The following is a 20,541-nucleotide window of genomic DNA, read 5'->3' as shown; positions in this document are numbered from 1 at the left end:
TGGGGTCCTTCAGTTGCGTACCACGGTCAGCGAGCGCATCCGGGCCACGTGTTCGCCGCGCTGGTTAACCACTTTCGACTCGACTTCGATGAATTCCAACGCGCCGCCTTTCTTGTCGTAGATGTCCTTGACGTTGGAGCTGACCGTCACGGTGTCCCCTGCGACGACGGGGCCGAAATACTCGAAGCTCTCCTCGCCATGCAAGACCTTGGCATGCGGCACGCCGAGCAGGTCGAGTAGACCGAACATGGCACCCGAGTCCAGCTCCGCAGCGAACAGGAATGTGGGTGGCGCCGGCAGGTCGGCATAACCGGCGTCGTGGGCGGCAGCCGGGTCGGTGTAGATCGGGTTGGTCTCGCCGATTGCCTTGGCGAAAAACTTCAGCCGGCCGCGCTCGATCGGCAGCACCGAGCTGCCGACTTCATGGCCAATCCATTTCTTGTCGATCATGATCAGACCCTCTCGTACAGGGTGACGACGCACGCGCCACCGAGGCCCAGGTTGTGCTGCAGCGCCAGCCGGAGGCCCTCGACCTGCCGTGCACCGGCCTGCCCGCGCAATTGCTCGACCAGCTCCGTACATTGCGCCAGCCCGGTCGCACCAAGCGGGTGGCCCTTGGAGAGCAGCCCGCCCGACGGGTTGGTCACGATTTGGCCGCCATAGGTGTTGTCGCCATCGGACACGAACTTCTCGGCGCCACCCACCGGGCACAGCCCGAGCGCCTCATAGGTAATCAGCTCGTTGTGGGCGAAGCAATCATGCAATTCCACCACGCCGATGTCTTCCGGTCCGGCGGCGGCCGCTTCATAAACTTGCCGGGCCGCGTCGCGTGTCATGCTGAAGCCCACCACCTCGCGCATATCGCGCGCCTCGAAAGCAGGCGGTGTGTCGGTGGTCATGGCCTGGGCGCGGATGCGAACGCTCGCGTCCAGGCCGTGCTTCTTGGCGAATGCTTCCGAGACTAGCAGCGCTGCTGCCGCACCGCAGGTCGGTGGGCAGGCCATCAGCTTGGTCATCACGCCGGGCCAGATCATGGGCGATGCCATCACGTCGTCCTCCGTGACCACCGTCCGGAGCAATGCCAACGGATTGTTAGCTGCATGCCGGCTGGCCTTGGCGCGAATCTTGGCGAAGGTCTCGAGCCTTGTGCCGAACTCCTCCATATGCGCCAGGCCGGCGCCGCCAAAGTAGCGAAGGGCGAACGGTATCCCGGGAACGTCAATCAGTTCGGCGGTAACGGCATCGAACCGCTCGAACGGGCTCGGCCGATCGTCAAACACCGAGCCCAGTGCACCGGGCGTCATCTGCTCGAAGCCGAAGGCAAGGGCGCAATCGACGGCGCCGCTGGAGACCGCCTGGCGCGCCAGGTACAACGCGGTCGACCCCGTCGAGCAATTGTTGTTGACGTTGACCACTGGGATGCCCGTCATGCCAACTTCGTAGAGCCCACGCTGGCCGGCAGTGGAATCGCCGTAGACATAGCCAGCATAGGCCTGCTGAACCTTGTCGTATTCGACGCCCGCGTTGGTGAGTGCGGCGCGGATGGCTTTCGCGGCCATCACCGGGTAGGGTTCGCTGGCCCCCGGCTTGGTGAAGGGAATCATGCCGACGCCGGCTACGATCACGGATGAGGTCATGGTGGTTCCTTGCGGTTGGATTGTGGTTAGCTGACTTTGCGAATCTGGCTGTCCCAATAGGGCTTGCGCAACTCCGTCTTGAGGATCTTGCCGGCGCCCGACAATGGCAGGCTGTCCCGGAAATGGACACTGCGCGGACACTTGTAGCCGGCGATCAGCGTCTTGCAGTGGGCAATCAGTTCTTCGGCGGTCACGGATGCATCCGGCTTGCGCACCACGACGGCGTGGACGGCTTCGCCCCACGCTGCGTTGGGGATGCCGATGACGGCGCAGGCGGCCACCGCGCTGTGCATGGCAATGGCGTTCTCGACCTCGGCCGAATAGACGTTTTCGCCGCCGCTGATGATCATGTCCTTCAAACGATCGACGATGAAGATGAAGCCATCATCGTCCATGTAGCCGCCGTCCCCGGTGTGCATCCAGCCGTTGCGTAGCGCTTCCGCTGTCTGTTCTGGCTTGTTCCAGTAGCCCTGCATCACGTTCGGGCCACGCACGATGACCTCGCCTACGGTGCCGCGCGGCACTTCCTGATCTTCGGGGTCCACGATCCGCACTTCGGTGCAATAGCTCGCGCGGCCGGCCGACCGTGACTTGCCGAGCTCGCGGGCTTCTGGCGTGTGATAAGAGGAGGGAACAATGGTCGCTAGCGGCGACAATTCTGTCATCCCGTAGGCTTGCACGAAGCTCACCCCGGGCAGTGCCGTCATCGCGCGTTCGAGCACCGCCTCGGAAATCGGTGAAGCTCCGTAGATGATGGTATGGAGTGCGCTCAGGTCGCGCGGCTGCCGCATCGCCGGGTGGTCGACCAGCATCTGGATCATGGTCGGCACCAGAAGCAGGTGTGTCACACGGTCGCGCTCCAGCGTATCGAGCACCAGTTCCGGTGAGAACGCCGCGATCACGGAGTGCGTGTTGCCTTCGATCCAGTGTGGCATCGCCAGACCCATGTCGGCGAGGTGGAACATCGGCGCGGCATGCAAATATGTGCCGCCAGGGGTGGCCATCCCTTCAGCACGCAAAGCCAGGCCAGAACTAAGGAGATTGCCGTGGCTCAGCATGACGCCCTTGGGGAAACCGGTCGTCCCGCCCGTGTAAAAGATACCGGCCAGGTCCTCATCACGGCGCACGGCATCGCCCACCGGCTGGGCCTTTGCCAGCAAGGCTTCGTATCCGTGCATTCCAGCCGGTACGTCACAATCCCCGCAGTAGATCACTTCACGCAACGCGGCCGCGTCGCCCTGGATCGTCTCGGCGAGCGTGCGAAAGGTCTCATCCACAATCAGGATGGTCGAACCGGAATCGTTCAGCGAGTACAGGATCTCCGAAGCGGACCAGCGCGTGTTGCACGGATTTAGGACACCGCCGCCCCACGGCACCCCCATCTGATACTCAAGATAGCGGTCGGAGTTCAGGGCCAGCATGGCGACGCGATCGCCGTGCTGCATGCCCAGTCCTTGCAGCGCCCCAGCTAAGCGCGCCACACGGTCGGCGAACTGGCGGAAGGTCTGCTGCCGGTCACCGAACCGCACGGCAATATGGTCGGGCTTTTGCTGCACTGCACGATGCAACGCTTGCGTAAGGTACATGGTTGTCTCCGTCCTGCCCGCGACGATGCGGAGCAATTGCTTTGTTTGTGGGGCTCATGTTAGAAACGCACGCTTCGGCCAGCAATCGCACATTCCATCGATTGGATGGCAGAAGACCTCAATCCATGACGCCTGCCTCCAGTGACGCTTAAAGCTCCCATTACCGTCCCAGTCGCCTTTGTGCGTGGCATGCTTGCCGGTGTGCAGGCACGCGGAGAACCTATCGAGAGTTTTCTGGCGGACGCCGGGATCCCGTCGGAACTGCTTGAACATGCAGGCGCCCGCATCACCGCTGCCCAGTACGTGGCACTCTTTCGGCTATTGATAGAGCGGCGTGAAGACGAGTGCCTCGGCTTTCTGTCGCGGCCGCTGAAGCCGGGTAGCTTTGCCCTGATGGCACGTTCCGCGTTGGGCGCACGCAGCCTCGACTCCGCCATCCGCCGCGTGTCGCAGACCTTCTGGTTGCTGCAGGACGATGTTGTCCTGGAGTCGCGCCGCGAGGGCGAGCTCGCCGGCGTTGGCTTGCGCTTCAGCCGCTCATTGAGCGAGCAGCCGGTCTTCCTGCATGAGATGCTGGTCCGCGTTTTTTGGCGCCTTATCGCCTGGCTCGCGGGTGGCCGTTTGCCTGCTGCACGCTTTGACTTTGCTTTTGATAACCCGCCTCACGCCGGCAGCTACGGCAAGATCTTTCCGGCCCATCTGGAGTTCGGGCGGGGTCAGACAGCGTTTTGGTTCGAAGCAACATGGCTGCTCAGTCCCGTGCGACGGGACGAAGCTGCGCTGCGCGCATTCCTGGCCGATGCACAGGCCAATATCGTTGTCCCGCGAACCGACCGTGACGTGGCGAGTTCACGCGTACGCGCATATTTGCAACTTACGCAGCCCACTTGGCCGGACCTCGCGGAGTCCGCCAGCGCATTGCACATGTCGACGGCAACCCTGCAACGGCGGTTGGCCATGGAGGGAACCTCGTTTCAAACGCTGAAGGACGAGCTGCGGCGAGATATTGCAATTGTTCGTCTCAACACCAGTTCGGTGTCACTCGCAGAATTGGCGCAGGAGTTGGGATTCGCCGATAGTGCCGCGTTCCAGCGCGCCTTCAAGGGCTGGACGGGCAGTGCGCCGGGGTCGTATCGCAAAGCTCAAGTCAGCCTCTGAAGAGCAGGCTGGAATATACGGAATCCGCGTTTCCATTTGCCGGTTGGCGTGGGCCAATGCATGACCGGGCGATTGGGGCAATCGGTTGTCGCAAAGACAGCTTGATACGATATGTGTAGTCGGGCGATTCAAAATAATGGAGCGCCAGCCGTGCGTGCGCGGGAGCATAAGTGAAGCAGCAGGGGCTTATGAGTGTCGCCAAAATTGGGGCAGTCATCGCTCAAACCAGCTTTTTCGTGTCTCCGATCTCGAGGGGGGAGAGGTCGCCTACCGGACTCAAGCCACGCCAAACGGCTCTTTTCTGTCAGTTCAGCCGTTGGCCGTTGCAAAGGTGGACGGCCGAAACTGGCCGGACTCAGCCGTCGGATCATCGGTCTGCCGTGCATAACCGGACCACGCGTCGCATCAGCCAGACGCCGGAGGGTGAAAGCTACCTCGTGGAAGGCGCCGCATCCTCGCCGAGATGGAAGCGCTGGAACGCGTCGCGTCCATTGTCTGTATCAACAAGCACGGCTGAGCAGGCCAGCACCGACACAGCTAGGCCGATGGCGCGGCAGGCGTGATGACGCCGTAGGGGAGAGGCCGGGACTCCGTGTGCGGTTAGTTTCTTTTCGTGCGCATTTTACCGTTGCCGATCGGCAAACATGCTCATTGCACCTGGCGCATAAGCCTGCAGTATCATCGCTTTATCAACGCGCCATGGAGTACGGCATGCAGTTTCTCTGGCCGCAATTGCTCTGGCTGTTGTGCTTTCTCCCTTTGCTAGCAGGTGCCTATGTCTACCTGATGGCACGACGCAAGAAAGCTGCTCTGTTGTATGCCAGTCTTGCTCTGCCGCGCGCCGCGTTGGGGCACAGCCTACGCCTTCGGCGTCACATCCCGCCGCTGCTTTTTCTCTTGGCGTTGGGTGCGGCCCTCCTGGCATGCGCCCGTCCTGCCGCGACCATCACCCTGCCGTCAGACATCATCACAGTGGTACTGGCTGTCGATACCTCCCTCAGCATGAATTCAACCGACGTGGCGCCCAGTCGGATCAGTGCCGCGCAGCAGGCCGCACGAGATCTTGTCATCGGACTGCCTGCAAGCGTGCGCCTGGGCATTGTCTCGTTTGCCGCCACGGCCACCGTAGTGCAGCCTCCAACCGACAACCGTCAGGATATGCTCGATGCGATCGATCGCTTCCAACTCCAACACGGCACGGCAACAGGCAGCGGACTGATCCAGGCCCTGGCGGTATTGTTTCCCGACGATGATGGCATCGACCTCGAAGCTATCCTTTTCCGCGGCGAGACCTTGGCTCCGGGACCTGGTGGAAGAACGAAGTCCGAAGCTGCTGCGGCGGACGCCGTTCGCAAGCGCGAACTGGAACAGCCACCGACGATGCCCGGCTCTTATCGGCACGGCGTGGTAATCCTGCTCAGCGATGGTCGCCGGACCACTGGGCCAGATCCGCTAGACGCCGCGCGCATGGCTGCCCAGCGTGGGGTTCGCGTCTATACCGTAGGCTACGGTACCCCGCACGGCCAGGCAGAGTCGAGCCAGTCCTCCTTCACACAACTGGATGAGCCGACTTTGCTCGCGGTCGCGACGCTGACTGCTGGCGAGTACTTCCTGGCCGGCTCGGCCGCGGATCTGACACGGGTATATCGGCAGCTTAGCGCCCGTTTCGCGCTCGAACGCAGGGAGACCGAAATCAGTTCTTTGCTGGCCGGGACCTCAGTTGTGCTGCTGATCGCTGCTTGTAGCCTGTCATTGCTGTGGTTCCGACGGTGACCATAACGAAAGTCAGTCGTCGCACGTATTTTTGGAGCGGGTAGGGGAGCCGAAGGGAGGCGGTAAACACTGTATTGCTGCTGCCCTTCGCTTTGTCACAAAGCTTCCGTTCAACGCGCAAAGCCCAGCTCGATCGCAGTTGGACCGACTCCGCCCTCAACTCTCAGGATCATCCCCAAACTCGCGGAGTTCCTGCGAGCAGCGGCAAGCCTTGGCGATCTTGGTAGCCCACACGATAGCGGCTTCGCGCGACGGGAGCTGCAGGACACAAAAGCCCCCGTCGAACTCCTTCGTCTGGGGATAGGTTCCGCTTGTGACGGTGCCGTCTGCGGCGACCATGAGCGGTGCGACATCCGCGCTGATACCGCCACCGAACACGTAAACGCCTGCAGCCTTCGCCTCGCGTATGACCTCGCGCGCAGCTTCGCCCACGGCGGCGAGTTCCTCGGCGGGAACTTTCATCGCCGTTGCGGGAAAGGAGATCAGGTATTTCGTCATCGAATGGCATGACCGTCACCGCCCCCCACGCCTCCTCGCCAACAAGCCACTAAACTCCTTCCCCAAAAACTCCGCCGCATGCTCCAGCAAATAAGCCCGGCAACTTTCCCCCGCCGGCGATAACCGCTTGCTCGCCATATGCGCGACATGCCAGATGCGCTCGATCGGCGTGCCGGTCACGTCCAGCAGCGCGATTTCGCCGGTGCGCAGCTCCAGCGCCATGGTGTGCAGAGACAGCAGGCTGATACCCATGCCCGCCATCACCGCCTGCTTGATGGTCTCGTTGCTGCCGAGGGTGATCACCTTGGCCGGCGTGAACAGGTGGTCGCGGAACATGTATTCGGCGACGGTGCGGGTGCCTGAGCCGGGTTCCCGCAGCAGGAAGGTTTCGTGCCGCAGCTCCTGCAAATCGAACTGCGCGGCGTCGTGCAGCGGGTGCCGTGGCGAGGCCACCAGTACGTGCGGATGCGCGGCGATGGGTTCGGAGACGGCGTCCAGCTCGCGCGGCGGGCGGCCCATCAGGGCGAGGTCGATGGCGTTGTCCTGCAGCAGCTGCAGCAGGGTTTCGCGATTGCCTTCGGCGATGCGCAGTTCCACGCCCGGGTGCAGCGCGGTGAAGCCGGCCAGCAGCTTGGGCGCGAAGTACTTCGCGGTGCTGATCAGGCCGATCGTGATGGAGCCGCGGTCGACGTCCTTGACTGCCTGCAGTCCTTCCTCGGCGTCCTTGACCTCGCCCAGGATGCGCAGCGCATGGTGCAGCAGGCGGTCTCCGGGTTCGGTCAGCGTCAGTTGCCGGCCGACGCGCTCGAACAGCGCCAGCCCCACCACGGATTCCAGTTGCTTGACCTGCATCGACACCGCGGGCTGGGTCAGGTGCAGCTCTTCGGCCGCGCGCACGAAGCTGGCGTGCCTGGCCACGGTGACGAAGATCTGCAGCTGGCGAAGGGTGAGGGCGCGCAGGAAGGACATGGGCAGTGGGGGCGGCTTTTGGACGGTCCCTTGATGTGCGGTCTGGTTCGCACTTAAGGGATAGCTTATGCAGTGACTAAGAATATCTGAATTTACCTTATAGAGGGGCGCTTATATCTTTGCATCAACGCAGCAGCCACGAACGCTCAACCACGCAAGGAGACAAGCATGAACGCACCAGAACCGGTCCAGGCCAAGCCGCGCAAGCGCTATGACGCCGGCGTCATGAAGTACAAGGAAATGGGGTACTGGGACGCGGACTACGAGCCCAAGGACACCGACCTGCTGGCGCTGTTCCGCATCACGCCGCAGGATGGCGTGGACCCGGTCGAGGCCGCTGCAGCGGTGGCCGGCGAATCCTCCACCGCCACCTGGACGGTGGTGTGGACCGATCGCCTGACCGCGTGCGACATGTACCGCGCCAAGGCCTACCGGGTCGATCCGGTGCCGAACAACCCGGAGCAGTTCTTCTGCTACGTGGCCTATGACCTGTCGCTGTTCGAGGAAGGCTCGATCGCCAACCTGACCGCCTCGATCATCGGCAACGTGTTCAGCTTCAAGCCGATCAAGGCGGCGCGGCTGGAAGACATGCGCTTCCCGGTAGCCTATGTGAAGACCTTCGCCGGCCCGTCGACCGGCATCATCGTCGAGCGCGAGCGCCTGGACAAGTTCGGCCGCCCGTTGCTGGGCGCCACCACCAAGCCCAAGCTCGGCCTGTCGGGCCGCAACTATGGCCGCGTGGTGTACGAAGGCCTGAAGGGCGGGCTGGACTTCATGAAGGACGACGAGAACATCAACTCCCAGCCCTTCATGCACTGGCGCGACCGCTTCCTGTTCGTGATGGATGCGGTCAACAAGGCCTCGGCCGCCACCGGCGAGGTCAAGGGCAGCTACCTCAACGTGACCGCCGGCACCATGGAAGAGATGTACCGGCGCGCGGAGTTCGCCAAGTCTCTGGGCTCGGTCATCATCATGGTCGACCTGATCGTGGGCTGGACCTGCATCCAGTCGATGAGCAACTGGTGCCGCCAGAACGACATGATCCTGCACCTGCACCGCGCGGGCCACGGCACCTACACGCGCCAGAAGAACCACGGCGTGTCGTTCCGCGTGATCGCCAAGTGGCTGCGCCTGGCCGGCGTGGATCACATGCACACCGGCACCGCGGTGGGCAAGCTGGAAGGGGATCCGCTGACCGTGCAGGGCTACTACAACGTCTGCCGCGATGCATACACCCATACCGACCTGACCCGCGGGCTGTTCTTCGACCAGGACTGGGCCTCGCTGCGCAAGGTGATGCCGGTGGCCTCGGGCGGCATCCACGCCGGCCAGATGCACCAGCTGATCAGCCTGTTCGGCGACGACGTGGTGCTGCAGTTCGGCGGCGGCACCATCGGCCACCCGCAAGGCATCCAGGCCGGCGCCACCGCCAACCGGGTCGCGCTGGAGGCAATGGTGCTGGCGCGCAACGAGGGGCGCGACATCCTCAACGAAGGGCCGGAGATCCTGCGCGATGCCGCGCGCTGGTGCGGGCCGCTGCGCGCCGCGCTGGACACCTGGGGCGACATCACCTTCAACTACACGCCGACCGATACCTCGGACTTCGTGCCCACCGCCACGGCGGCCTGACCCTGGCTGGATGCCACCACCGCGAACACCACAGAACGAGAGGACATCATGCGTATCACTCAAGGCACCTTTTCTTTCCTGCCCGAACTGACCGACGAGCAGATCACCAGGCAGCTCGAATACTGCCTGAACAAGGGCTGGGCGGTCGGCATCGAGTACACCGACGACCCGCATCCGCGCAACACCTACTGGGAGATGTTCGGGCTGCCGATGTTCGACCTGCGCGATGCCGCCGGCATCCTGCTGGAGATCAACAACGCGCGCAACACCTTTCCCAACCACTACATCCGCGTCACGGCGTTCGACTCGACGCATACGGTGGAATCGGTGGTGATGTCGTTCATCGTCAATCGTCCCGCCGACGAGCCGGGCTTCCGCCTGGTGCGGCAGGAAGAGCCCGGCCGCACGCTGCGCTACTCGATCGAGAGCTACGCCGTGCAGGCCCGGCCCGAGGGCAGCCGCTACTGAGCGGCCCCGGCTGAGCCGCGCAGCGCCGCCACGGCGCTGCCGCCAGTGATTTCCTGACGCTGCACGCCCGCGGCCGCGCGGCCTGATCACCGCGCGCCGGGGGGACGCTTCGCCTCGAATTCCGAGAACCGATTGAATCGATTGACTTTCAGGGAGCCGTCATGTCCGCACCCGAAACCACTGCGCCGCTGCAGTCGGCTGGCATATTGCCCCCAGCCGCGCCCCCAGCCGCGCCCGCAGCCGTGCCGGGATCTCTCGCCGAATCGCTGGCCAGCTCGGGCATCACCGAACTGCTGGCCCAGCTCGACCGCGAGCTGATCGGGCTGAAGCCGGTGAAAGCGCGCATCCGCGATATCGCCGCCTTGCTGCTGGTGGACAAGCTGCGCGCCGCGCGCGGCTTCAGCGCGGGCGCGCCCAGCCTGCACATGTGCTTCACCGGCAATCCCGGCACCGGCAAGACCACCGTGGCCATGCGCATGGCGCAGATCCTGCACCAGCTGGGCTACGTGCGGCGCGGCCACCTGGTGGCGGTGACCCGCGACGACCTGGTCGGCCAGTACATCGGCCATACCGCGCCCAAGACCAAGGAGATCCTGAAGAAGGCCATGGGCGGGGTGCTCTTCATCGACGAGGCCTACTACCTCTACCGCCCGGAGAACGAGCGCGACTATGGGCAGGAGGCGATCGAGATCCTGCTGCAGGTGATGGAGAACCACCGCGAAGACCTGGTGGTGATCCTGGCCGGCTACAAGGACCGCATGGACCGCTTCTTCGAGTCCAACCCGGGCATGTCGTCGCGCGTTGCGCACCATATCGACTTTCCCGACTACCAGCTCGACGAGCTGCGCCGCATCGCCGAACTGATGCTGGACGAGATGCAGTACCAGTTGGACGACGACAGCCGGGCCGTGTTTGCCGACTACCTGGCCCGCCGCATGGCGCAGCCGCATTTCGCCAACGCCCGCAGCGTGCGCAATGCGCTGGACCGCGCGCGGCTGCGCCATGCCTCGCGCCTGCTGGGCCAGCCTGGCATCGCGGTGGACGACCGTGCCCTGACCACCATCACCGCCGCGGACCTGCTTGCCAGCCGCGTGTTTGCGCAGGCTGCGGCCGCGGAGTAGACCATGAAAGCCCTGATCTTCGATGTCGACGGCACCCTTGCCGATACCGAGAGCGCGCACCTGCGGGCCTTCAATGCCGCCTTTGCCGAAGTCGGCCTGGACTGGTGCTGGGACGAAGCCCTCTACACGCGCCTGCTCAGGGTGGCAGGGGGAAAGGAGCGGCTGCTGCACTACTGGCGCATGGTCGACCCGGAAGAGGCGCGCGGCTGCAAGGTCGGGGAAACGATCGACGCGGTGCATGCCGTCAAGACCCGCCACTACGCCGAACTGGTCGGCAGCGGCCAGCTGCCGCTGCGCCCCGGGATTGCGCGGCTGATCGACGAGGCCGGCCGCGCCGGCGTGCCCATCGCCATTGCCACCACCACCACGCCGGCCAACCTGGACGTGCTGCTGCGCACGCCGCTGGGTGCGGACTGGCGCGCGCGCTTCGCCGCCATCTGCGATGCCGGCACGACCGCGGTCAAGAAGCCCGCGCCGGACGTCTACCTGGCAGTGCTGGAGCGGCTTGGCCTGGAAGCGGCTGAGTGCCTGGCGATCGAGGATTCGGAAAACGGGCTGCGCGCCGCGCAGGCGGCCGGCATTGCCACCGTGGTCACGCCCACGGCCTACACCGGCCACGACCGTTTCGACGGCGCGCTGCTGGTGCTGCCGCACCTGGGCGACCCGGCGCAGCCGCTTGCGCCGCTGCCGGGAGCGGCGCACCGCTGGGCCGACCTGGCCGCGCTGCGCGCCTGGCATCGCGGCACCCTGTTCAAGGCTGCCTGACATGACCGCCACCCACCAGCAAGACAGCGGCCCGCGCGCGGTCCGCCTGGCCCCGTCGATCCTGTCGGCCGACTTCGCGCGGCTGGGCGAAGAGGTGTGCGCGGTCGAGGCCGGCGGCGCGGACCTGATCCACTTCGACGTGATGGACAACCACTACGTGCCCAACCTGACCATCGGGCCGATGGTGTGCGAGGCGATCCGGCCGCTGGTCTCGGTTCCCATCGACGTGCACCTGATGGTGGAGCCGGTGGACGCGCTGATCCCGCTGTTTGCCCGGGCCGGCGCGGGGATCATCAGTTTCCATCCGGAGGCGAGCCGCCATGTGGACCGCACCATCGCGCTGATCCGCGACCACGGCTGCAGGGCCGGGCTGGTGCTCAACCCGGCCACGCCGCTGGGCTGGCTGGACCACACGCTGGCGCAGCTGGACCTGGTGCTGCTGATGAGCGTGAATCCGGGCTTCGGTGGCCAGGCCTTCATCCCCGGCGTGCTCGACAAGGTGCGCCAGGTGCGCGCACGCATCGACCGGCAGCAGGCGGCCGGCGGGCGCGAGGTCTGGCTGGAGGTCGATGGCGGCGTCAAGGCCGACAACATCGGCGCGATCGCGCGCGCGGGCGCCGACACCTTCGTCGCCGGCAGCGCCGTCTTCGGCGCGCCGGATGTCGATGGCGGCTACGCGGGCATCCTGCGGCGCCTGCGCGAGGCCGCCGCCACGTAGCGGGCATGCGGCACCCCACAAGAACACATAGCCAATCCAGAGGAGACTTGTCATGCCTGAAGTGCAAAGGATGACCCTGACGCAGTTCCTGATCGAGCAGCGCCGCCGCTACCCGGACGCCAGCGGCGGCTTCAACGGCCTGATCCTCAATGTCGCCATGGCCTGCAAGGAGATCGCGCGCGCCGTGGCCTTCGGCGCGCTGGGCGGCCTGCACGGCAGGGCCGGCGGCCCGGACGCGGCCGGCGCAGCCATCAACGTGCAAGGCGAGGTCCAGCAGAAGCTCGACGTGCTCAGCAACGACACCTTCCTGCGCGTCAACGAATGGGGCGGGTACCTCGCCGGCATGGCCTCGGAAGAAATGGAGGCACCGTACCAGATCCCGGCGCACTACCCGCGCGGCAAGTACCTGCTGGTGTTCGATCCGCTCGATGGCTCATCCAACATCGACGTCAATGTCTCGGTGGGCAGCATCTTCTCGGTACTGCGCGCGCCGGAGGGCACCACCGACGTCACCGAGCAGGCCTTCCTGCAGCCCGGCACGGCGCAGGTGGCGGCGGGCTACGCGCTCTATGGCCCCACCACCATGCTGGTGCTGACGGTGGGCAACGGCGTCAATGGCTTCACGCTGGATCCCAACCTGGGCGAGTTCTTCCTGACCCATCCGGACCTGCGCGTGCCCGCCGATACCCGGGAATTCGCCATCAACGCGTCCAACAGCCGCTTCTGGGAGGCGCCCATCAGGCAATACGTATCGGAGTGCCTGGCCGGCCAGACCGGGCCGCGGGGCAAGGATTTCAACATGCGGTGGATCGCCTCGATGGTGGCCGAGGCGCACCGCATCCTGATGCGCGGCGGCGTCTTCATGTACCCGCGCGACACCAAGGATCCGGCCAGGCCGGGACGACTGCGCCTGCTCTATGAAGCCAACCCGATCGCGTTCCTGATGGAGCAGGCCGGCGGGCGTGCCAGCACCGGCCGCCAGGCGCTGATGTCGGTGGCGCCCGGCGCGCTGCACCAGCGCATCGGCGTGATCTTCGGTTCGCGCCATGAAGTGGAGCGGATCGAGCGCTACCACAACGAGCAGACCGACCCCGATCTTCCCAATCCCCTGTTCAACGAGCGCAGCCTGTTCCGCGCGTCCGCCTGAGGCACCTGGCCATGTCAGAACGTTATCCCATCATCGCCATCACCGGCTCTTCCGGCGCAGGCACCACCTCGGTGACCCGTACCTTCGAAAACATCTTCCGGCGCGAGGGCGTGAAGTCGGTGGTAATCGAGGGCGACAGCTTCCACCGCTACGACCGCGCCGAGATGAAGATCAAGATGGCCGAGGCCGAGCGCACCGGCAACATGAACTTCAGCCACTTCGGCGAAGAGAACAACCTGTTCAGCGAGCTGGAAGGCCTGTTCCGTTCCTATTCGGAAACCGGCACCGGCATGCACCGGCACTACCTGCACAGCCCCGAGGAAGCGGCGCCGTTCGGGCAGGAACCCGGCACCTTCACCCCATGGGAGCCGTTGCCGGACGACACCGACCTGCTGTTCTACGAGGGCTTGCACGGCGGCGTGGTTACCGACGAGGTCAATATCGCGCGGTATCCCAACCTGCTGATCGGCGTGGTGCCGGTGATTAACCTGGAGTGGATCCAGAAGCTGTGGCGCGACAAGAAGCAGCGCGGCTACTCGACCGAGGCCGTGACCGACACCATTCTGCGCCGCATGCCGGACTACGTGAACTACATCTGCCCGCAGTTCTCGCGCACGCATGTGAATTTCCAGCGGGTGCCGTGCGTGGACACCTCCAACCCCTTTATCGCACGCGAGATTCCCGCGCCCGATGAAAGCATGGTGGTGATCCGCTTTGCCAACCCCAAGGGCATCGATTTCCAGTACCTGCTGAGCATGATCCACGACTCCTTCATGTCGCGCGCCAACACCATCGTGGTCCCGGGCGGCAAGATGGAACTGGCCATGCAGCTGATCTTCACGCCCTTCGTGCTGCGCATGATGGAACGCCGCAAGCGCGCCACCCAGTAAGGAGCCGGAATGAACGCACCCGAACGCATCGACTCCGCGGCGCGCTGCGCCACCGCGCTGCGCTTTCTTGCCGCCGACGCGGTGGAGCAGGCCGGGTCCGGCCACCCAGGCGCACCGATGGGCATGGCGGAGATGGCCGAAGTGCTGTGGCGACGCCACCTGCGCCACAACCCGGCCAACCCGGCCTGGCCCGACCGCGACCGCTTCGTGCTGTCCAACGGCCATGCCTCCATGCTGCTGTATGCGCTGCTGCACCTGAGCGGCTATGACGTGCCGATGGCGCAGCTGCGCCAGTTCCGCCAGCTGCACGCGATCACGCCGGGCCATCCGGAGGTGGGCGTGACGCCGGGCATCGAGACCACCACGGGACCGCTGGGGCAGGGGCTGGCCAATGCCGTCGGCATGGCGTTGGCGGAAAAGCTGCTGGCCGCCACCTTCAACCGGCCCGGCTTCGACATCGTCGATCATCACACCTATGTGTTCCTCGGCGATGGCTGCCTGATGGAAGGGCTCAGCCACGAGGCCGCCTCGCTGGCGGGGACGCTCGGGCTGGGCAAGCTGATCTGCCTGTACGACGACAACGGCATTTCCATCGACGGCGACGTGGTTGCCTGGTTTGCCGACGACACCCCGCAGCGCTTTGCTGCCTACGGCTGGCATGTGATCGCCGGCGTCGACGGGCACGATGCGCACGCCATCGACGCCGCGCTGCATGCGGCCAAGGCCGAGCGCGACCGGCCCACGCTGATCTGCTGCCGCACCGTGATCGGCCAGGGCGCACCGGCCAAGGCCGGCGGCCACGATGTGCATGGCGCGCCGCTGGGCGCGGCCGAAATCGCCGCGATGCGCGCGGCGCTGGGCTGGGAAGCGCCACCGTTCACGGTGCCGGCCGATGTAGCCGATGCCTGGGATGCGCGCGCGCAAGGCGCCGCGCGCGAGGCCGAATGGGAGGCGCGCTTCGCCGGCTATTGCGCCGCCTACCCGGAACTGGCCGATGCGGTCGTGCGGCGCGTGCAGGGCCGCCTGCCCGAGGGCTTCGATGCGCAGCTGCTGGCGCTGCTGGATGCGCCATCGCCGCTGCAAGACAAGATCGCCACGCGCAAGGCCTCGCAACTGTGCCTGGAGGCGCTGACCCCCGCCTTGCCCGAGCTGCTGGGCGGCTCGGCCGACCTGACCGGCTCCAACCTGACCAACGTCAAGGCCTCGGTCTGGGTCAACCATGCCGGCCACGGTAACTACGTCAGCTACGGCGTGCGCGAGTTCGGCATGGCCGCGGTGATGAACGGCATTGCGCTGCATGGGGGGCTGATTCCCTACGGCGGCACCTTCATGACTTTTTCGGACTACTCGCGCAACGCCATCCGCATGGCCGCGCTGATGCGCCTGCGCGTGGTCCACGTGCTGACCCATGACTCCATCGGCCTGGGCGAGGACGGCCCCACGCACCAGCCGGTGGAGCACGCCGCCAGCCTGCGGCTGATTCCCAACAACCGGGTCTGGCGCCCATGCGACGGCGCCGAAACCGCCTGCGCGTGGCTGGCCGCGCTGCGGCGCGAGGACGGTCCGACCTGCCTGGTGCTGTCGCGCCAGGCACTGACGCCATTCGCGCGCGATGCGGCTCAGCGCGACGCCATCGCGCGCGGCGGCTACGTATTGCGTGATGCGGCGGGGGCGCCGGCACCACGCGTGGTGCTGGTCGCCACCGGCTCCGAAGTGGAGATCGCCATGCGCGCGGCCGCGCAGCTGGCCGATGCCGGCATCGCCGCGCGCGTGGTGTCGATGCCCTGCGTCGAACTGTTCTACGCACAGGACGCGGCGTACCGCGACACGGTGCTGCCGCCAGGCGTGCCGCGCGTCAGCATCGAAGCCGGCAGCACCTGGTTCTGGCGCGCGGTGGTGGGCGAGCGGGGCAGGGCGCTGGGCCTCGATACCTTTGGCGAGTCGGCGCCCGCCGAGGCGCTGTACCAGCATTTCGGCCTGACCCCGGAGCATGTCGCCGCGGCCGCACTGGCCGTTCTGGAGGACGCGTGATGGCTGCCCCTATCCCCCAGGCCCTGCCCTGCACCGCGGTGCTGATCGACCTGGATGGCACGCTGGTCGACAGCGCGCCGGACATCGTCGGCGCCGCCAGCCTCATGTTGGCCGATCTCGGCAGCCCGCCGCTGCCGTTCGACACCGTGGCCGGCTTTATCGGCCGCGGCGTGCCCAACCTGGTGCGGCGTGTGCTGGACACCGCGCAACTCGCCACGCGCATCGACGCTGCCGACGCGGTGGCGCTGTTCCATCGCCACTATGCCGGCACCAACGGCCGTCTCGGCACCGTGTTTCCGGGCGTGGAGAACGGCCTCGCCGCGCTCCGGCGCGAGGGCTATCGCCTGGCATGCGTCACCAACAAGCCGCGCGCGCTGGCGGTGCCGCTGCTGGCCATGACCGGCCTGGCCGCCTACCTGGAAGTGCTGGTCGCCGGCGATTCGATTGCGCAGATGAAGCCCGATCCCGAACCGCTGCGCCATGCCTGCCGCCTGCTCGACGTCGATCCCGCGCATGGCGTGCTGGTGGGGGATTCACCGGTGGACGTGCAGGCGGCTCGCGCGGCAGGCATGCCGGTCTGCCTGGTGCGCTATGGCTACGCCGGCCCCGGTGGGCCAGCGGCGCTCGGCGCCGATGCGCTGGTCGATTCGTTCGAGGCATTGCCGGCGCTGCTGACGCCTGCCTGGCTCGCACCGGCGGCCTGATCCGGCGCCAGCGCGCCACGCAGGCAAGGATTCAAGACAACGACATGGAGACAGCATGACTATCAAGGTTGCCATCAATGGCTATGGCCGCATCGGCCGCAATGTGCTGCGCGCCCACTATGAAGGCGGCAAGCGGCACGACATCGAGATCGTCGCCATCAACGACCTCGGCAACGCCGCGACCAACGCCCACCTGACCCAGTACGACACCGTTCACGGGCGCTTTCCTGGCGAGGTCGCGGTCGATGGCGATGCCTTCCGCGTCAACGGCGACCGCATCCGCGTGCTGGCCCAGCGCAACCCGGCGGAGTTGCCGTGGGGCGAGCTGGGCGTGGATGTGGTGATGGAGTGCACCGGCCTCTTCACCACCAAGGACAAGGCCTCGGCCCACCTGAAGGGCGGCGCGAAGAAGGTGATCATTTCCGCCCCCGGCGGCAAGGACGTCGATGCCACCATCGTCTATGGCGTGAACCACCACGTGCTCAAGGCGACCGACACGGTCATCTCCAACGCCTCGTGCACCACCAACTGCCTGGCGCCGCTGGTCAAGCCGCTGCATGAAAAGCTGGGCGTGGTGAACGGCCTGATGACCACCGTGCATGCCTATACCAACGACCAGGTGCTGACCGACGTCTACCACGAAGACCTGCGCCGCGCGCGCTCGGCCACCATGTCGATGATCCCCACCAAGACCGGCGCCGCCGCGGCGGTGGGGCTGGTGCTGCCGGAGCTGGACGGGCGGCTGGATGGCTTTGCGGTGCGCGTGCCGACCATCAATGTGTCGCTGGTCGACCTGTCCTTCGTCGCCGCGCGGCCCACCACCGTCGAGCAAGTGAACGGCATCCTGCAGGCCGCGGCGCAGGGCGAGCTCAAGGGCATCCTCGACTACAACGCGGCGCCGCTGGTCTCGGTGGATTTCAACCACAACCCGGCCTCGTCCATCTTCGACGCCACCCTGACCAAGGTCAACGGCACGCTGGTCAAGGTATCGGCCTGGTACGACAACGAATGGGGCTTCTCCAACCGCATGCTGGATACCGCGGTGGCGCTGGCCAGTGCCCGCTAGCAGGAGGCCATGATGAGCGAATCCCATGCTGCGCACGCGCTACCGCAATCCCCGGCGCCGCACACGCTGGCCGCGCTGCTCGCCAACGGCGGGCTGGCCGGCAAGCGCGTCTTTATCCGCGCCGACCTCAACGTCCCGCAGGACGCCGCCGGACAGATTACCGACGACACCCGTATCCGCGCTTCGGTGCCCGCCATCGCGGCCTGCCTGCAGGCGGGCGCCGCGGTGATGGTCACCTCGCACCTGGGCCGGCCCGAGGAAGGGCAGCCCGACCCGCGCCACAGCCTGGCGCCGGTGGGGCGCCGCCTGTCGGAACTGCTGAGCCGCCAGGTGCCGCTGCTGTCCGGCTGGATCGAGGGCGGCTTTCAGGTGCCGCCCGGCCAGGTGGTGCTGCTGGAAAACTGCCGCATGAACCAGGGTGAGAAGAGGAACAGCGACGAACTGGCGCAGAAGATGGCGCGGCTGTGCGATGTCTACGTTAACGACGCCTTCGGCACCGCGCACCGCGCCGAAGCCACCACCCACGGCATCGCCAAATACGCGCCGATCGCCTGCGCCGGCCCGCTGCTGGCCGCGGAGATCGACGCGCTGGGCAAGGCGCTGGGCCAGCCGGCGCGCCCGCTGGTGGCGATCGTGGCCGGCTCCAAGGTCTCGACCAAGCTGACCATCCTGAAGTCGCTGGCCGACAAGGTCGACAACCTGATCGTCGGCGGCGGCATCGCCAACACCTTCATGCTGGCCGCCGGCCTGAAGATCGGCAAGTCGCTGGCCGAAGCCGACCTGGTCGGCGACGCCAGGGCCATCATCGACATCATGGCCAGGCGCGGCGCCTCGGTGCCCATCCCCGTCGACGTGGTTTGCGCCAAGGAATTCAGCGCCACCGCTACGGCCACCGTCAAGGACGTCAAGGACGTGGCCGACGACGACATGATCCTCGACATTGGCCCCAAGACCGCCGCGCTGCTGGCCGAGCAACTGAAGGCCGCCGGCACCATCGTCTGGAACGGCCCGGTGGGCGTGTTCGAGTTCGACCAGTTCGGCAACGGCACCAAGGTGCTGGCGCAGGCCATCGCCGAGTCGAAGGCGTTCTCGATCGCCGGCGGCGGCGACACGCTGGCCGCCATCGCCAGGTACGGCATTGCCGACCGCGTGGGCTACATCTCCACCGGCGGCGGCGCGTTCCTGGAATTCCTGGAAGGCAAGACGCTGCCCGCACTGGCCGTGCTGGCGCAACGTGCGGCCGCCTGATCGCTCACCCAATCCGCATCAAGCCAAGGAGACTCATCATGGCACTCATATCCCTGCGCCAGCTGCTCGACCACGCGGGAGAGTTCGGCTACGGCGTGCCGGCCTTCAACGTCAACAACCTGGAACAGATCCACGCGATCATGGAGGCGGCGGAGGAAACCGACAGCCCGGTGATCCTGCAGGCCTCGGCCGGTGCCCGCAAATATGCGGGCGAGGCCTACCTGCGCCATATGGTGCTGGCCGCCGCCGAGACGCATCCGGACATTCCCATCGTGCTGCACCAGGACCACGGCTCCAGCCCGGCGGTGTGCCAGGCGTCGATCCGCTCGGGCTTTACCAGCGTGATGATGGATGGCTCGCTGCGCGAGGACATGAAGACGCCGTCCGACTACGACTACAACGTCGACGTCACGCGGCGCGTGTGCGAGATGGCGCATGCGGTCGGCGTCTCGGTGGAGGGCGAACTGGGCTGCCTCGGTTCGCTGGAAACCGGCCAGGCGGGCGAGGAAGACGGCGTCGGCGCGGCGGGCACGCTGTCGCACGACATGATGCTGACCGACCCGGCGCAGGCGCGCGACTTCGTCGCCCGCACCGGCGTGGACGCGCTCGCCATTGCCATCGGCACCAGCCACGGCGCCTACAAGTTCTCGCGCCAGCCCACCGGCGACATCCTGGCGATCGACCGCATCCGTGCGATCCACGAGCAGATTCCCGATACCCATCTGGTCATGCACGGCTCCAGCTCGGTGCCGCAGGAATGGCTGGAAATCATCCGCCAGTACGGCGGCGACATCAAGGAGACCTACGGCGTGCCGGTCGACGAGATCCTGCGCGGCATCCGGAACGGCGTGCGCAAGGTGAATATCGACACCGACATCCGCCTGGCCATGACCGGCGCCATCCGCAAGTCGCTGGCCGAAGACCGCAGCGAGTTCGATCCGCGCAAGGCGTTGCTGGCGGCGAAGAAGGGGGCACGGGGCGTGGTCAAGTTGCGCTTCGAGGCCTTCGGCTGCGCCGGACAGGCGGCGCGCATCAAGCCCGTGGCGATGGAGAGGATGGCGGGGCTCTACCGCTAACGGTGCTCGCCGCGGAGTGCCACGGACCCACGCATAGGCTCCCCTCTCCCGCTTGCG

19 protein-coding genes are annotated in these 20,541 nt (G+C 66.2%); 14 read left to right on the top strand and 5 right to left on the bottom strand.

The features are described from left to right. Positions 1 to 9: 9 nt before the first annotated feature. Genes CBM2588_RS27400 through CBM2588_RS27390 form a run of 3 tightly spaced genes read right to left on the bottom strand, consistent with a single transcriptional unit; the run spans position 10 to position 3,223 of the window. Positions 10 to 450, bottom strand: a complete 441-nt coding sequence (locus CBM2588_RS27400) for a MaoC family dehydratase N-terminal domain-containing protein (RefSeq protein ID WP_115683391.1) — start codon at positions 448 to 450, stop codon at positions 10 to 12. Between the two features lie 2 nt (positions 451 to 452). After that, positions 453 to 1,637 carry a lipid-transfer protein gene (locus tag CBM2588_RS27395; protein ID WP_115683390.1) on the bottom strand — a complete coding sequence of 395 codons (1,185 nt, stop codon included), beginning with the start codon at positions 1,635 to 1,637 and terminating at the stop codon, positions 453 to 455. 26 nt (positions 1,638 to 1,663) lie between these two features. Continuing rightward, entirely contained in the window at positions 1,664 to 3,223 is a 1,560-nt protein-coding gene (locus CBM2588_RS27390) for a long-chain-fatty-acid--CoA ligase (protein WP_115683389.1), read from the bottom strand. 189 nt (positions 3,224 to 3,412) lie between these two features. On the opposite strand from CBM2588_RS27390, the gene CBM2588_RS27385 reads away from it, so the two are divergent. Both CBM2588_RS27385 and CBM2588_RS27380 read left to right on the top strand, forming a co-directional pair. Beyond that, positions 3,413 to 4,381, top strand: coding sequence for an AraC family transcriptional regulator (locus tag CBM2588_RS27385; RefSeq protein WP_115683388.1), 969 nt, complete (start codon positions 3,413 to 3,415; stop codon positions 4,379 to 4,381). Positions 4,382 to 5,092: 711 nt separating this feature from the next. Further along, positions 5,093 to 6,154 (top strand): VWA domain-containing protein, encoded by a 1,062-nt coding sequence (locus tag CBM2588_RS27380; protein ID WP_115683759.1) that lies wholly within the window; start codon positions 5,093 to 5,095, stop codon positions 6,152 to 6,154. Between the two features lie 156 nt (positions 6,155 to 6,310). Here CBM2588_RS27380 and CBM2588_RS27375 read toward each other — a convergent pair whose 3' ends face one another. Next, on the bottom strand, positions 6,311 to 6,652 hold the full coding sequence (locus tag CBM2588_RS27375) for a YciI family protein (RefSeq protein WP_172583675.1): 342 nt from the start codon (positions 6,650 to 6,652) through the stop codon (positions 6,311 to 6,313). A gap of 15 nt (positions 6,653 to 6,667) precedes the next feature. Further along, entirely contained in the window at positions 6,668 to 7,621 is a 954-nt protein-coding gene (locus CBM2588_RS27370; RefSeq protein WP_115683387.1) for a LysR family transcriptional regulator, read from the bottom strand. A gap of 168 nt (positions 7,622 to 7,789) precedes the next feature. Between CBM2588_RS27370 and CBM2588_RS27365 the strand changes: the two genes are divergently transcribed. The 12 genes from CBM2588_RS27365 to fba all read left to right on the top strand — a co-directional run bounded on the left by CBM2588_RS27365 (position 7,790) and on the right by fba (position 20,484). After that, on the top strand, positions 7,790 to 9,250 hold the full coding sequence (locus CBM2588_RS27365) for a form I ribulose bisphosphate carboxylase large subunit (protein ID WP_115683386.1): 1,461 nt from the start codon (positions 7,790 to 7,792) through the stop codon (positions 9,248 to 9,250). 48 nt (positions 9,251 to 9,298) lie between these two features. Further along, on the top strand, positions 9,299 to 9,718 hold the full coding sequence (locus CBM2588_RS27360; RefSeq protein WP_115683385.1) for a ribulose bisphosphate carboxylase small subunit: 420 nt from the start codon (positions 9,299 to 9,301) through the stop codon (positions 9,716 to 9,718). Positions 9,719 to 9,879: 161 nt separating this feature from the next. Then, complete coding sequence (gene cbbX, locus CBM2588_RS27355; RefSeq protein ID WP_115683384.1) at positions 9,880 to 10,839, top strand: CbbX protein; 960 nt, start codon at positions 9,880 to 9,882, stop codon at positions 10,837 to 10,839. 3 nt (positions 10,840 to 10,842) lie between these two features. After that, positions 10,843 to 11,604, top strand: a complete 762-nt coding sequence (locus CBM2588_RS27350; RefSeq protein WP_115683383.1) for an HAD family hydrolase — start codon at positions 10,843 to 10,845, stop codon at positions 11,602 to 11,604. Between the two features lies 1 nt (position 11,605). After that, complete coding sequence (gene rpe, locus CBM2588_RS27345) at positions 11,606 to 12,322, top strand: ribulose-phosphate 3-epimerase (protein ID WP_115683382.1); 717 nt, start codon at positions 11,606 to 11,608, stop codon at positions 12,320 to 12,322. Between the two features lie 52 nt (positions 12,323 to 12,374). Next, the gene (locus CBM2588_RS27340; RefSeq protein WP_115683381.1) at positions 12,375 to 13,469 is read left to right on the top strand and encodes a class 1 fructose-bisphosphatase; all 1,095 of its coding nucleotides are present in this window, start codon (positions 12,375 to 12,377) and stop codon (positions 13,467 to 13,469) included. Positions 13,470 to 13,480: 11 nt separating this feature from the next. After that, positions 13,481 to 14,359, top strand: coding sequence for a phosphoribulokinase (locus tag CBM2588_RS27335; RefSeq protein WP_115683380.1), 879 nt, complete (start codon positions 13,481 to 13,483; stop codon positions 14,357 to 14,359). A gap of 9 nt (positions 14,360 to 14,368) precedes the next feature. After that, positions 14,369 to 16,390 (top strand): transketolase, encoded by a 2,022-nt coding sequence (tkt, locus tag CBM2588_RS27330; protein ID WP_115683379.1) that lies wholly within the window; start codon positions 14,369 to 14,371, stop codon positions 16,388 to 16,390. Next, the gene (gene gph, locus CBM2588_RS27325; RefSeq protein WP_115683378.1) at positions 16,390 to 17,094 is read left to right on the top strand and encodes a phosphoglycolate phosphatase; all 705 of its coding nucleotides are present in this window, start codon (positions 16,390 to 16,392) and stop codon (positions 17,092 to 17,094) included. Before tkt ends, gph begins: the two co-directional genes overlap by 1 nt. Before the next feature lie 55 nt (positions 17,095 to 17,149). Beyond that, a complete protein-coding gene (gap, locus tag CBM2588_RS27320; protein WP_115683377.1) occupies positions 17,150 to 18,160 on the top strand; it encodes a type I glyceraldehyde-3-phosphate dehydrogenase in 1,011 nt (336 codons plus the stop codon). 9 nt (positions 18,161 to 18,169) lie between these two features. Continuing rightward, positions 18,170 to 19,408, top strand: coding sequence for a phosphoglycerate kinase (locus CBM2588_RS27315; protein ID WP_115683376.1), 1,239 nt, complete (start codon positions 18,170 to 18,172; stop codon positions 19,406 to 19,408). Positions 19,409 to 19,446: 38 nt separating this feature from the next. Continuing rightward, complete coding sequence (gene fba / locus CBM2588_RS27310) at positions 19,447 to 20,484, top strand: class II fructose-bisphosphate aldolase (protein ID WP_115683375.1); 1,038 nt, start codon at positions 19,447 to 19,449, stop codon at positions 20,482 to 20,484. Positions 20,485 to 20,541 lie beyond the last annotated feature (57 nt).

It is taken from the genome of Cupriavidus taiwanensis (assembly GCF_900250075.1).
In the GTDB taxonomy this organism is placed as follows: Bacteria; Pseudomonadota; Gammaproteobacteria; order Burkholderiales; family Burkholderiaceae; genus Cupriavidus; species Cupriavidus taiwanensis_C.
This window is presented reverse-complemented; position numbering and strand designations above follow the sequence as displayed.